Source organism: Vannielia sp., from assembly GCF_029212645.1.
In the GTDB taxonomy this organism is placed as follows: domain Bacteria; phylum Pseudomonadota; class Alphaproteobacteria; order Rhodobacterales; family Rhodobacteraceae; genus Vannielia.
Map to the genome: position 1 here is coordinate 22,643 of NZ_JARGND010000002.1, position 13,025 is coordinate 35,667.

Here is a 13,025-nt window from a genome sequence, read left to right on the forward strand (position 1 = left end):
TTTCTGCCATCCAACCAGCGCCAACCCAAGACGGTCGCGCGCCGGCCCGTGGGATGGTGCTATGATGGTCATTCGGAAGCGCTTTATGGTTGCAAGGTCATCTTCCGGTCATTCGATGCGCTGATGGTGAGGAAGCGCCAGCCCGCCGGACGGGCAGGCGCTCGACCGGCGCCTTCGGCTTGAGTCCGGTCGGGGCGCGTGGCTCCGGACGTTGGCTTATGGCTGTGCAGAGGCCCGGAAGGCGGGATTTTCTGCCGTTTGCGGCAGACGCACCAATGCCCGGTTCGGCGAACAGTTCCACAAACGGTGGTTTTTGGGAGAAATCTCGTAGACGTTACAAAGCTCAGATTTGAGCGCGGACCCACAAAGAAATGAGGACATTTGAACGAATGGATAAGATCGCATCGTCTCGTATATTGCTAAGGGCTGTCAGAGAATTAGAGGCATCGCTCATTAAACCTTATGAAGAGCGCTCAGCGACGGTTGAAGTCGACTTCCTAAGCGCAGTCAGAGAAGTATCCCTCTTTTCGCGCGTGGTCTTTAAAGATTTAGCATCACGCAAAGGCCAACAAATATCAGCTGGTGGGGCGTGGGGTGCGGCAATTGCTTTAGGAGATTTCGATCAAGCACTTCGTTTCTTGGATATGGATATAGACGATCACAAGCGAGACGGACGCGACTTGGAGCGATTGGGCGAGTCTGTTGCACTGTCCTTACAAAACAGCGACCGCTCAGAGCGGTGGGACGCGCTGCTAGCGCAAATTGAGACAGCAAAAACAAATTCAAATTAATGTATCAGATGTAAGTCGTAAACCTTCATAGCAGGCATCAGAGCCGTTCCAAAAACCCTCCTTTTTGGAACACGCGAAAACTACCCCGATTGACGCTGCCAAAAACCCCGTTCAAAACCTACGTGGTTGTTAAAGGTTTTTGGTAGCTCTCATGAGCGGTCATTCATGCAATGCGCAGTATCTTACACATTGAGCTCTCTCCCGCCATTTGCTCCCTTGAACCCAAATCGCCCTTGCCCCCCCTCAGCCAAACTCGGCGTTGTCCTGCAACACCGCCTTTGCCATGTCGCGCATCAGGTCCTGATCGGCAGAGTGGACGCGGCTCCAGTTGGGGATGAAGGGGGTTTCCATCGGGTTTTCGAGGAAGATCGCGCCGGCCTCAACGATATTGGCGGCAAACAGCTCAACCGTGGTTTCCTCCTTGTGGCGGTCCACGTGGAGGCCGTTCATTGCGGCGTCATTGGCATAGGTTTCGATCATATCAAGCGCGGTGCGGTAGTAGGTGGCCTTGAGCGAGCGGAACAGGTTTGGCGTGAACACCGTGCCATCGGCGGCGAGCTTGCGGAACAGCGCCTTGCAGATATCAATCGACATGCGCGACAGGCCGGTGGAGCTGTCTTCCTCGCTCACCGGCTGGTGCTTGTGGTCATAGCGGTCAGCGATTTCGGCCTGGCACACGGCCTTGGGGCTGAGGTTGCGCCACGCTTCCGACAGCACGCCAATCTCAAGCCCCCAGTCAGACGGGATGCGCATATCGGAGAGGATCCCGGTGCGCATGGCAAATTCGCCCGCCAGCGGGTAGCGGAAGCCGCGCAGGTAATCGAGGTAATCGTGATCGCCGATCACCTTTTTCAGCGCCACAAGGATGGGAGAGACCAGCAGGCGGGAGACACGCCCGTTCAGCTTGCCATCGGCGACGCGGGGGTAAAAGCCCTTGCAAAGCTGGTAGGGGAAGTTGGGGTTGGCGACCGGGTAAACGAGGCGGGCGAGCATATCCTGGTTGTAGGTGAGGATGTCACAATCATGCAGCGCGATCACCGCGCTATCCGCCTGCGCCAGCGCGTAGCCCATGCAGAACCACACGTTGCGCCCCTTGCCCGGCTCTTGTGGTGAGAGGTTAAGGGCTTGCAAACGCTCATCAATCGCGGTGAGGCGGGGGCCATCGTTCCAGAGCACCATATGCTCTTGCGGGAGCCGCGAGAAAAACTGTTTGGCCTCCCGGTATTGCGCCTCATCAGCGCGGTCGAGGCCAATGATGATGTGGCTGATGAACTCAACCTGTGACAGCTCATCAAGGATCGCAGGCAGCGCCTCGCCCTCCAGCTCGGAAAACAGCGATGGCAGGATCAGGGTGATCTTGCGGGTGCTGGCGATCACCTTCAGCTCGCGCGCCATGGCGGCGGGATCGAGGGTGCGCAGGTTGTGCAGGGTGGCGACGGAACCGCTTTGATGGAAATCGGCCAAGTGTCTGGTGTCCCTCTTGTCAGGTCTGTTCGGCGGGCAGGAGCCCTTGTGATATAAGTATCTCGCACAGCGCCTGGTTCCACCCTTCCGGGCCGGGCAGGGAAGTGCGGCGGATGTGGCCTGCGCCTTCTCCCTTGAGCGGCGGCAGGGGGGTGCCGTGCGGGTTGGCCACGATGATGCCGAGGTCGGCGGCTTCAAGCATGGCGGCGTCATTAGGGGCATCGCCAAGGGCAATGCGGCGGGCCTTTGGGGCGAGGCGGGCGGCGACCTCGGCCATGCGGTTGGCCTTGTCGGCCCCGAACGACAGGGTGAGGTAACGCCCGCCATGCCGCGCGGTGATTCCCTTGGCCGCGAGGGCCGCGATAAAGGCGGATTGCCCGGCCTCATCCCCCTGCCAGCGGCCTGGCTCGGAGAACTGGCGTTTTGCGGCCTTGGCGGCGGCGTCAAGGGGCAGGCCGGTATCGGCCGCCACGCCCGCAGCGCCCCATTCCGAAAAGCCAGAGAAGCCGGCACGCAGCTGAGGCGGCAGGCTGGCGAGGGCGCTGAGCAGCTCCGCGTGGCGGGTTTGCGCGGCCAGAGACTCACCCGGCCAAACCACGCCTGCGCCGTTTTCTACGATCAGCGCCGCCGGGGAACATGGAAGCCTTTGAGCCAGATCGGCCATTTCTCCGGCAGTTTTGGAGGAGGCGAGGACCAGGGGGATATTTGCCGCACTCACAGCTTCGAGAGCCTGCTGCGCTGCGGAAAAGCTATAGGTTTCATGGTCCAGAAGGGTGCCATCAAGGTCTGTAAAGACGATGAGCGGCGCAGGGGTGTTATGTGTAAGGCCCGACATACGCTGCAATTCCTATCATCCGGCGGCAGGCTTGGCTACAGCTTGCCGCACTATGCTGCGCCGTAGCATCGGCGTGGTTTTTCGCCTGTCACCGCGTTGAAATGGACGGTTCCATGCCGCGGTGCGGCGCATTTTTACCTTGTTTTCAATAGCTGCCCCCCCCAATGATTGGCAACACAAGAGACGTGAGAGCAGAAGATTGCCGTTGGCGAAAGCTGTCATTGTTTCACCCAAATAGTGACGAATTGGAAACCTATTCCGGCTCAAATGGAGCTTGAATTGGCTGTGCGGGAGACATGCTGTTGTTGGCTGCGGTGGCAATATTGTTCGTGTTCGGGATAGGCAGCGTGGTTGCTGTCTGGGGCCTGTTCGATCCGCATTGGTTATGGCTGCTGGTGGCCTACATGGGCGGCTCGCTGATTGGTTTGGGGGTATTGGCGCTTTCTTACATAACGCGCGAAACCGAGATTGCACCGCCTCCCGGCAAAACGGCCTCAACGGTGCCTCCGACCTCGCATTGATCCGTGCTGCTGCGCCTTGCCAACGGGGCCGTGCTCTCCATTGCACCACGACTCATACCGCTAGAGGGACAGATATCCCGTACATTACCGCATTCTTGGTGGTGCCGATCTACGGTGCCAACCTAATGCCTTTGCGCCATGACATTTGCCCGCCGAACCAGCGAGGCTGAGCGCGGCACGCAAACCGAATGGCGCTCGGTCAGAGGGCCCGCGCCTCACCAAACGCGGGTCTGGGAGAGCGCATGACGTTGGCGAAACCGCTATGAGCGCCGGTGTGGCACCGGCCTCTGAGCGTGGGATTGATCCAATACATTTTGCGCTGGCTTGGGCCGCATCGCGGCCTTTCATGGGGTCGGCGATCTTTGGCGTGCCGACGGAGGCGCGGCGTGCGGCAGTGTCCACGTTCTGGGGGAAGGCCCAATGCAGGGGATCGGCGAGGTTTACCGCGCCCGGATGTTGCGGCTCAAGCGGCCGGAACCACCCCAGATATAGCGGTTGTGACTGGACATCAGCGGCACATCTGGGCAGGGTTTGGCGCGATGAAAAGGGCAAAGGGGCGCGCGGTGCGGGCGGTGATTTACTCAGCGATGCTGGCGGGGTGCCTTGCGCTCACCGGCTGCATGCCCGGGGATGGCGCGGCGGAGGCTGAGGTGGATCCAACCGCCGCCGCCGATGCGCCTGTTGCCGGGCCAGACCAGACCCGCCCCAGATCCCGCCCCGGAAAAGAGGCCAGGCCCGATCCGGCGCTGGCGCCACCCGAAGCGGCGCGCACGCCTGATGAGGCTGACGATCTGCTTCCCCAGCCTGACCCAAGCACCCCGCAGCCGCTCTCAAACGCCGAAGCGACGGATGAGGCGGCAGAGCCGGCCCCCGAGGCCGAAAAGCCCGCGCCACCGCCGATTCCGCCAGCGTTGGTGAGCCAGCAAAAGCAATGCACAAAGGCGAAAGGCAGGTTTGTCCGCCGCAGCGAGGGCGGGACTTTTGTGTGCGTGACACCGACGCGGGATGCCAACAAACCCTGCGATGACAGCTCTGATTGCGAGGGGATTTGCTTTGCAAAATCGCGCACCTGTGCCCCGGTTCAGCCGCTGTTTGGCTGCTATGACGCGCTTGAAAATGGCCGGGTGGTGAAAATTTGCATCGAATAGCCCGCGCTGCCGCCCTGCTGTTGCCGTTGCTGCTGGCCAGCTGCGTGCAGCCCTCTGCGCCGAAGGGGGCATACCGAAACCTTAACGCGCCGATCTCTTCGATCGTGCTGTTTGATCCGGCGCGGCTGAAGGGCGAGTGGCGCGAGGTTGCCTCGTTTCGCCCGCGCGGCCCCTGCACGATTTGCCGCGCAACCTTTACCCCCGTTGCCGGTGGTGTGCGGCTGGAAAGCGGGGCAGGGGCGGCGCTTTTGCAGGCGTCCGGCCCCGGACGGATGGAGCCGGAGGGGCTTACCGGGCGGATGAACGCGCCCTGGTGGGTGCTCTGGCATGACGCCGATTACCGCACCTTGGTGCTGGGCACCCCCTCGGGGCAGTTTGGCGTGATCCTTGATCGCGGTGCCATCGGGCCAGACCGGCTGAGGGCGGCGAAAGAGATCCTTGACTGGGCGGGCTATGATGTAGCGGCCCTGAAACGCGCCGATTTTTGAGCGATTTTTGAGCGGTTGCGAGGCCACCCCTTACCCGCCAAAAACATGCTCATCATAATCGACCGAGCGCAAGTAAAGCCCGTGAGGCGGGCAAACCGGGCCGCATTGGGCGCGGTCACAGGCTTGCAGAGCGGTTAAAACATCATCAGGTGCCCAGGCCCCGGCGCCAACCCGCTCCAGCGTGCCAACAAAGCTGCGAACCTGATTGTGCAGGAAACTCCGGGCCGAAAGGGAAAAGCGGAACTCGCGGCCTTGGGGGTAGGCGATTTCTGCAATGTCGAGGCGGTCCAGCGTTTTGACCGGGGATTTCGCCTGGCATTCGCTGGCGCGGAAGGTGGTAAAATCATGCTGGCCGAGCAGATGCTGCGCCGCCTGCTGCATGGCGGCGAGGGCAAGGGGGCCGGGCACCTGCCAGGCAAGGCCCGCATCATGGGTGAGCGGCGGGCGGCGGGTGACGAGGCGAAAGAGGTAGTGCCGCGCCCTGGCCGAAAAGCGCGCGTGCCAGTCATCCGCCACCTGCGCGCAGGCCACCACCGCCACCGGAAGCGGCTTCAGGTGATGGTTGAGCGCCTCTTGCAGGCGGAACGGCTCCCACGGTTTGGCGAGATCGGCGTGGGCCACCTGCCCCAGGCCATGCACGCCGGTATCGGTGCGCCCTGCGGCGGCGATGGTGTGGGGGCCGGGCTCCAGCCGGGCGAGCGCATCCTCAACGGCTCCCTGTACCGAAGGCAGGGCGGTTTGGCGCTGCCAGCCTTTGAAGGGCGCGCCGTTATATTCAATCTGAAAAGCGTAGCGGGGCATGGGCTTTGCCTAGTGCGAAAGGGCGGGACTATCAATCATTTGCGGGGTTTGGCGCGCAGGGTTGGATCGGCTTCCAGCGGGTTTTCGGGCCATGGGTGGCGCGGGTAGCGGCCCCGCATGTCCTTGCGCACATCGGCGTAGGAGGAGGCCCAAAAGCCCGGCAGGTCCATCGTGGTTTGCACCGGGCGGCCTGCGGGTGAGAGCAGGGTGACGCGCAGCGGTTGGCCGCCCACGGTGGGGTGGGTGGCCTGGCCAAACATCTCTTGCAGGCGCAGCGAGATTTCGGGGTTTTCGCCTGCGTAATCAATCGGGATCGAGCGGCCCAGCGGGGTGGTGAAGGCGGGCGGCACCGCCTTGTTGAGCGCCTGCATCCCGCTGTAGCCGATGTGCGCCTTGAGCGGTTCGGTGATGTCGAGCCGGGTGAGATCAGCGGCGGTGCGCAGGCCGGTGAGGTAGGGCAGCAGCCATGTGTCGGCCTCGGCCAGCAGGGCTTTTGGGGTGCAATCGGGCAGGTTGGCGCCATCGGCCCGCGCGAGGGCGACGCGGGCGATCAGGCGGCGGGCCTTGGCGGTGAGGGGCAGGCCCAGATCGTGCAGGCCCTCCAGCGCGGCGCGGGCCACGGCCTCATCCGGGGCGTCGGGCCAGTGGCGATCATCAAGCACAAGGGCGCCGAGACGCTCTTGCTTTCGGGTGATGACGCGCCGCTCGCGCTTTGACCACTCGGTCACGTCATGCCAGGCCGGGGTGAGGCCGGGGGTATCGCGCAGCGCGCCCTCGCTGATCGGGAGGGCGAGGCGGATGCGGGCATCGCGCCCCTCGCCCTCGATATCGGCGACCACGATGAGGCGCTGCCCGGCCAGATCATCCGCCGCATCCATCGCCGCGCCGCGCCCGCCGGAGAGCAGGTAGCGGGGCATGTCACCGGGGCGGCGTAGGCCGATCCTGTCGGGGTAGGCGAGGGCGAGGGCCTGGGGCGTGGTGAGGGCAGTTTCGCGGCCGGCAAAGCGAGCGAGGCGGCGGGCCTCATGGCTGATCCGTTTGAGGCCGGGGCGGGCCTGCGGCGGGGCGCTGGTGGGATTATTTAGGGCTTTCAGACGCTTGGCAAGGTCGGTGCCCGCGCCGCGCAGGGGGTCACGCTCGGCCAGAAGGGCGGCGAGGGGGGCGGCCTTGGGGCCAGCCAGCGCCAGCATATGGGCGAGGCGGGGATGCAACGGAGTGGCGGCGAGCGCCTTGCCATGAGGCGTGATGCGACCCGCAGGATCAAGCGCGCCAAGCTCGGTGAGCAGTCGGCGGGCGGCCTCCATGGTGCCCTCTGGCGGGGGGGTGAGAAAGTGCAAGCCCTCTGCCCCGCCCCAAAGCGCCAGTTCGAGCGCCAGCCCGGTGAGGTCGGCCGCCTCGATCTCGGCAGGGGCATAGGCGGGCAGCGCGCCGTGGCCGCCCTTGGTCCAGAGCCGATAGGCGCGACCGGGCGAGAGGCGGCCCGCGCGGCCTGCCCGCTGCTCGGCCTCGGCGCGGCTCACCGGCTCTGTCACCAGCCGCGACATGCCGGTGCCGGGATCGAACCGGGCGCGGCGGGCGCGGCCCGAATCCACCACCGCATGAATGCCCTCGATGGTGAGTGAGGTTTCGGCGATTGCGGTGGCGAGCACCAGTTTGCGCCCTTGTTTTGCGGGGGCAATCGCCTCGCGCTGGGCAGCAAAGGGGAGGGCGCCATAGAGCGGATGAAGGGTGATATCGGCAGGCAAACGGCCCTGGAGGGCCTGCATCGTGCGGCGGATTTCGCCCTCACCGGGGAGGAAGGCGAGCAGCCCGCCACTGGTTTCGCGGGCGGCGCGCTCGATCAGGTCGGCCATGGGCCGTTCAAGGCGGGTTCCGGCGGGGACGGGGGCCTCGGCCCAGATCGGCTCCACCGGGTAGCTGCGGCCCTTTGCGGTGATCACCGGCGCGCCGCCCATCAGTGCGGCGACCGGAGCGGCATCGAGGGTGGCCGACATCACCAGCAGGCGCAGATCGGGGCGCAGGGCCTCGCGCAATTCAAGCGCGAGGGCAAGGCCGAGATCCGCCTGAAGGGAGCGCTCGTGGAACTCGTCAAAGAGGACGCCGGCGATGCCGGGAAGCTCGGGGTTTGACTGGATGAGGCGGGTGAGGATGCCCTCTGTCACCACCTCGATCCGGGTTTTGGCGGAGGTTTTGGCCTCGCCCCTGATGCGGTAACCCACTGTTTGGCCAAGAGGTTCGCCCAGCATCTCGGCCATCCGCTCGGCTGAAGCGCGCGCGGCGATGCGGCGGGGTTCGAGCATGAGCAGCTTGCCGCCTTTGGCCAGCCCGGCAGCGTGCAAAGCCAGCGGCACGGCGGTGGTTTTACCGGCGCCGGGAGGGGCCTGAAGCACGGCCAGCCCGCCGCTGGCCAGTGCGGCCACGACCTCGGGCAACACAGGGTCAATCGGCAGACCCCAGCCTGCTGTGTTTGCGTCCTTGCTCATGGGCACTGGACATACCCCGCCGCGTCGGGGCAAACCATGGGAAAACCGATGGGGGCAGCATGGGCACGATAGACTTGGCTGATCTGGCGGCACGGGTGAAAGCAGGCGAACGGCGGGCTTTGGCGCGGGCGATCACACTGGTGGAAAGCGCGCGAGCGGATCACCGTGAAGAGGCCACGGCGCTGGCCGCAGAGCTTGCCGATGAGACGCATCAGGCGCTCAGGATCGGGCTTTCGGGCACGCCGGGTGTGGGCAAATCCACCTTCATCGAGGCCTTCGGTCTTTTCCTTGTGGAACAGGGGCTTAAGGTTGCCGTTTTGGCTGTGGACCCATCTTCGGCGCGCTCTGGTGGCTCGATCCTTGGGGACAAGACGCGGATGGAGCGGCTCTCACGCCACCCGTTGGCGTTTATCCGGCCCTCGCCTGCACGAAGCCATTTGGGCGGGGTTGCGCGGCGGACTCGGGAGGCGGTGGCGCTGTGTGAGGCGGCGGGATTTGACGTGGTTCTGATCGAAACCGTGGGCGTGGGCCAATCGGAAACGATGGTCGCGGGCATGGTGGATTTGTTCTTGCTGCTGCTGGCTCCGGCGGGCGGGGATGAGCTGCAAGGGGTGAAGCGCGGGATCATGGAGATCGCCGATATCATCCTTATAAACAAGGCAGATGGGCCGCTGAAGGACGTGGCGATGCGCACCTGTGCGGACTATGCCGGGGCGTTGCGACTGCTGCGCAAACGGCCACAAGATCCGGAAGGCTTCCCCAAGGCGATGATGGTTTCGGCGGTGGAGGGCACCGGGCTGGAGGTGGCCTGGGAAGAGATGCAAACGCTGGCGAAATGGCGGCGGGAGCATGGAATTTGGGACCAAACCAGAGCCGAGCAAGCGAAGCATTGGTTTGAGGAAGAGGTGCGCCAGGGGATTTTGGCGCAGCTCACGGAAAACAAACCACTGGCCGCGCGGATGGCGCGGATGGGCGAAGAGGTTGCAGAGGGAAAGCGCAGCCCCGGTGATGCGGCGTCAGAGATTTTGGACGCTTTATCAGGGTCTTAGCGTAACTCCTTCATCCGATCTCGCCAGCAAACCCGTGCCTCGCGGCCCTCGCGGGTTTGTGGTGTGACGCGCACTTTAGGTTTTTACCACTTTCGCGTAGAGTTTGGGCAGAGGCTGGGGCCACTCCCCAGTAGGGACGCTAGAGGAAAGGCGTAAATTTCCGATGAATCCGGGGCTGCGGCCTGCGCGGAAATTGCGATTTTCCAATCTTTCCAGTCACGTTCGCCGATTTTTTGGCGGACCTGAGATGACGCTGCGCCGGGTGCCCGGCGATGTGGTGGTGGCTTGGTGCCCAACCCTGAGCGTGGTGTCAGGCGGAGGGGGCGGGCCTGTTTGGCTGCTCGGCCCCTTCGTCCAGAATGAGCCAACGGGTGAGCGGATGCTCCGGCTCTGTCAGGAAGTTTAGCGCATTGAAATGATGGGCATTTTCAAGCTCGGTGAGGCGGCTTTTGGGCCAGGCTTCGGCCAGCCAGCGGGCCTGATCGCGAAAGGCGGGAAGCTCGGATTTGCCGACGATGGTATGGACCGGAAGGGCAGGCGCGGGCTGATTGACCGGGCTTTCGGCCTCGGCCTCGGCGGGGGTGAGGGCGAGGATCTGGTTGATCTGGTTTTCAAGCAGGGGGCGCAGATCGGTAACCGGGGAAATGGCCATAACCCGTTGAAACCGTGCGCGAACCTCGGCCGGGATCGGCAGGGTTTCATCCAGCATCCGCACCGCGAGATGGCCACCGGCGGAATGGCCAACGAGGCTGATCGGCAGGCGGGGCAAGAGGGCTGAAATGGCGGTGACAGAGGCCGCGACAGAGGCGGTGATTTGGGGAATTTTCACTTCTGGCGCAAGGGGATAGCCCGGCATGGCGACGGCCCAGCCATTGCCGGTGAGACCGGCGGCGAAATGCGAGAAATGGCCACGGGAGAAACGCCGCCAATAGCCCCCGTGGATAAACACCGCAAGCCCCTTGGGGCGGGCGCTGTTGGGGAAGAAAAGATCAAACTTTTCATTGGGATGCGTGCCGTATGGCTGGTTGAGCCGGGCGCGGCCCAAGGCGGCTTCGATGGCGCGATATTCACGCGCTTCATCTTCCCAGCGCACCGGAAATTCGGCGGCACCGGGGGTGTGGGCGACGTTATTGTAGGGGTCCACGCTCATGCAAAACCGCAAGGGTTGGGGCTGCGCAGCGGCGTTAAGCGTAAAAAGAGAGCATGCACAAGGGATGCACAACCCATGCACAATCCATGCATATGCAAAAACGCATGGGTGGCAGGTGTGAACGCGGCGCGCGGGGGGCCTGCGGGCCGCTCAGCCGCGCTAGACGCCATAGGGAATCCACACGGTTTTGACCTCGGTTGCGGCGGCGAGCACATCGCGGCCCTCGGTGGCCGGATCGGCCCAATCAACCTGTTGGCAGAGGGTGCGCTTGAGGTTGCCGGACGCCGCCCTTTCGACCGTTGCATCAAGGGCGGGGTCAGAGAAGTTCCAGACGGCATCGACATTGAGATGCTCGGCCAGGGTTTTGGCCAGATCGCCGTGCGGGCCGGTGACGATATTGACCACACCTGCGGGCACATCGGAGGTATCGAGCACCTGGTAAAAATCGGTCGCGGCGAGCGGGAAGGGCTGCGACGGGGCGAGCACAACCCGGTTGCCCATGGCGATGGCGGGGGCCATGGCGGAGATGAGGCCAAGCAGCGGCTGGGCGGGGGAGCAAAGCGCGCCGATGATGCCCACCGGCTCGTTGAGGGCCAGCGCGACGCCCCGCAGGGGCACCGGCTTGGCCGCGCCGTCGAGCTTGTCGCACCAGGCGGCATAGGAGAACAGGCGCGAGATGCTGGCCTCAACCTCTGGTGCGCCGGATTTGCCGGTTAGCTCCTTGATCCGGCTGGCAAAATCACCAGAGCGGGCGGAGAGATTTTCGGCGATATAAAAGAGGATTTGCGCCCGCAGGTGGGCTGAGGATTTGGCCCAGCCAGCGGCAGAGGCGGCGGCCTCAACTGCGTTGCGGATGTCTTTGCGCGAGCCGGTGCCAACGTGGCCCAGCAGCGCGCCTTTGGGCGAGTGGATCGCGGTGGAGTAGCCGCTGTCCGGGCGGGCCTGTTTGCCGCCGATATACATTTTGGCGGTGCGGTCGAGTGGATCGGCGGGCGCGCCGTTGCCGCTGAACGCCTCGGGGGATTTGCCGGGTTTGGGCGCTGTGGCGGGCCTGGAGTAGGCCATCAGCCCCTCCCATCCGCCCTCGCGGCCAAAGCCGCTTTCACGCACGCCGCCAAAGCCTGCGGCGGCGTCAAACATATTGGTGCCGTTCACCCAAACCACGCCTGCGGCCAGTTGCGGCGCGACATGCAGCGCGAGGTTGATGTTTTCGGACCAGACCGAGGCGGCGAGGCCGTAGCGGGTGTTATTGGCGAGTTGGATCGCCTCGTCGGGCGTGCGGAAGGTGGTGGACACGAGGACGGGGCCGAAGATTTCTTCCTGCATCAGCGGGGCAGACGGGGTGAGGCCGGTGATGAGGGTGGGCGGATAATAGCAGCCCGCGGGCAGGGGGGAGGCGGCTTGGTAGGTTTCGCCCTCGGTGTTGGCGGCGAGCATATCGGTGATGTTTTTTAGCTGGCTCGGGTCAACGATGGCGCCCACGTCGATGCTTTTATCCAGCGGGTCGCCAATGCGCAGCCCATCCATGCGGGCGCGCAGCTTGGTGTGGAAGGCCTCGGCGATGCCCTCCTGCACCAGCAGGCGGGAGCCCGCGCAGCACACCTGCCCGCCGTTGAACCAGATCGCATCGACCAGCCCTTCGACGGCGCTGTCAAGGTCAGCGTCCTCGAACACGATGTAGGGCGACTTGCCGCCAAGCTCCAGCGTGAGGGGGATGGCGCGGCCTGCGGTGGCCTCGCGGATGGCGCGGCCCACGCTGGTGGAGCCGGTGAAGGCGAGTTTATCGACCGGAGCGGCAACCAGCGCCTCGCCGGTGGTGCCGTCGCCGGTGACAATGTTGATCACGCCGGGGGGCACGCCTGCCTCAAGCGAGATTTCGGCAAAGAGCAGCGCGGTGAGGGAGGTAAATTCGGCCGGTTTCAGCACCACGGTATTGCCCATGGCGAGCGCGGGGGCGATTTTCCAGGACAGCATCAGCAGCGGGAAGTTCCACGGGATGATCTGGCCGCAAACCCCAAGCGGGGCGCGGTCTGCCAGCTCGGTGGGGGCAAGTTGGGCCATGCCCGCGTGGTAGTAGAAGTGGCGGGTGGCAAGGGGCACGTCGATATCGCGGCTTTCGCGGATCGGCTTGCCGTTATCCAGCGTTTCGAGCACCGCAAACAGGCGGCTGTGCTTTTGCAGCAGGCGGGCGAGGGCATAGAGGTGGCGCGCACGCTGGTGGCCCGAAAGCGCCGCCCATTTGGGCTGGGCCTTGCGGGCGGCCTTGAGCGCGGCGTCGATATCCTTGGCGCTGCC

Annotated in this window: 12 protein-coding genes; 6 read left to right on the top strand and 6 right to left on the bottom strand. The window is 64.4% G+C overall.

The features are described from left to right. Positions 1–183, top strand: a 183-nt coding sequence (locus tag P1U55_RS00820) for a hypothetical protein (protein WP_301045568.1), incomplete at its 5' end; no start/stop codon positions are given. Positions 184–389: 206 nt separating this feature from the next. Continuing rightward, positions 390–791, top strand: coding sequence for a hypothetical protein (locus P1U55_RS00825; protein ID WP_301045569.1), 402 nt, complete (start codon positions 390–392; stop codon positions 789–791). Between the two features lie 243 nt (positions 792–1,034). Here the strand turns inward: P1U55_RS00825 and P1U55_RS00830 are convergent, their stop codons facing one another. Further along, the gene (locus P1U55_RS00830; RefSeq protein ID WP_301045570.1) at positions 1,035–2,255 is read right to left on the bottom strand and encodes a glycosyl transferase; all 1,221 of its coding nucleotides are present in this window, start codon (positions 2,253–2,255) and stop codon (positions 1,035–1,037) included. A gap of 19 nt (positions 2,256–2,274) precedes the next feature. Beyond that, on the bottom strand, positions 2,275–3,090 hold the full coding sequence (locus P1U55_RS00835) for a mannosyl-3-phosphoglycerate phosphatase (protein WP_301045571.1): 816 nt from the start codon (positions 3,088–3,090) through the stop codon (positions 2,275–2,277). Between the two features lie 296 nt (positions 3,091–3,386). On the opposite strand from P1U55_RS00835, the gene P1U55_RS00840 reads away from it, so the two are divergent. The 3 genes from P1U55_RS00840 (at position 3,387) to P1U55_RS00850 (ending at position 5,247) form a co-directional block, all read left to right on the top strand. Next, positions 3,387–3,611, top strand: coding sequence for a hypothetical protein (locus P1U55_RS00840; RefSeq protein WP_301045572.1), 225 nt, complete (start codon positions 3,387–3,389; stop codon positions 3,609–3,611). Positions 3,612–4,150: 539 nt separating this feature from the next. Next, on the top strand, positions 4,151–4,759 hold the full coding sequence (locus P1U55_RS00845) for a hypothetical protein (RefSeq protein ID WP_301045573.1): 609 nt from the start codon (positions 4,151–4,153) through the stop codon (positions 4,757–4,759). Next, entirely contained in the window at positions 4,747–5,247 is a 501-nt protein-coding gene (locus P1U55_RS00850) for a lipocalin family protein (protein ID WP_301045574.1), read from the top strand. Before P1U55_RS00845 ends, P1U55_RS00850 begins: the two co-directional genes overlap by 13 nt. A 30-nt stretch (positions 5,248–5,277) precedes the next feature. Here P1U55_RS00850 and truA read toward each other — a convergent pair whose 3' ends face one another. Continuing rightward, positions 5,278–6,048: a tRNA pseudouridine(38-40) synthase TruA gene (gene truA, locus P1U55_RS00855; RefSeq protein WP_301045575.1), complete on the bottom strand. Its 771-nt coding sequence runs from the start codon at positions 6,046–6,048 to the stop codon at positions 5,278–5,280. Between the two features lie 35 nt (positions 6,049–6,083). Then, a complete protein-coding gene (gene hrpB, locus P1U55_RS00860) occupies positions 6,084–8,531 on the bottom strand; it encodes an ATP-dependent helicase HrpB (protein ID WP_301045576.1) in 2,448 nt (815 codons plus the stop codon). 68 nt (positions 8,532–8,599) lie between these two features. Here hrpB and meaB point away from each other — a divergent pair, with 68 nt between their 5' ends. Next, positions 8,600–9,580 carry a methylmalonyl Co-A mutase-associated GTPase MeaB gene (gene meaB / locus P1U55_RS00865; RefSeq protein WP_301045679.1) on the top strand — a complete coding sequence of 327 codons (981 nt, stop codon included), beginning with the start codon at positions 8,600–8,602 and terminating at the stop codon, positions 9,578–9,580. Positions 9,581–9,890: 310 nt separating this feature from the next. Here the strand turns inward: meaB and P1U55_RS00870 are convergent, their stop codons facing one another. Then, positions 9,891–10,730, bottom strand: coding sequence for an alpha/beta hydrolase (locus P1U55_RS00870; RefSeq protein WP_301045577.1), 840 nt, complete (start codon positions 10,728–10,730; stop codon positions 9,891–9,893). A 159-nt stretch (positions 10,731–10,889) separates the two neighbouring features. Next, a partial coding sequence (locus P1U55_RS00875; protein ID WP_301045578.1) for an aldehyde dehydrogenase family protein occupies positions 10,890–13,025 on the bottom strand: 2,136 nt, incomplete at its 5' end.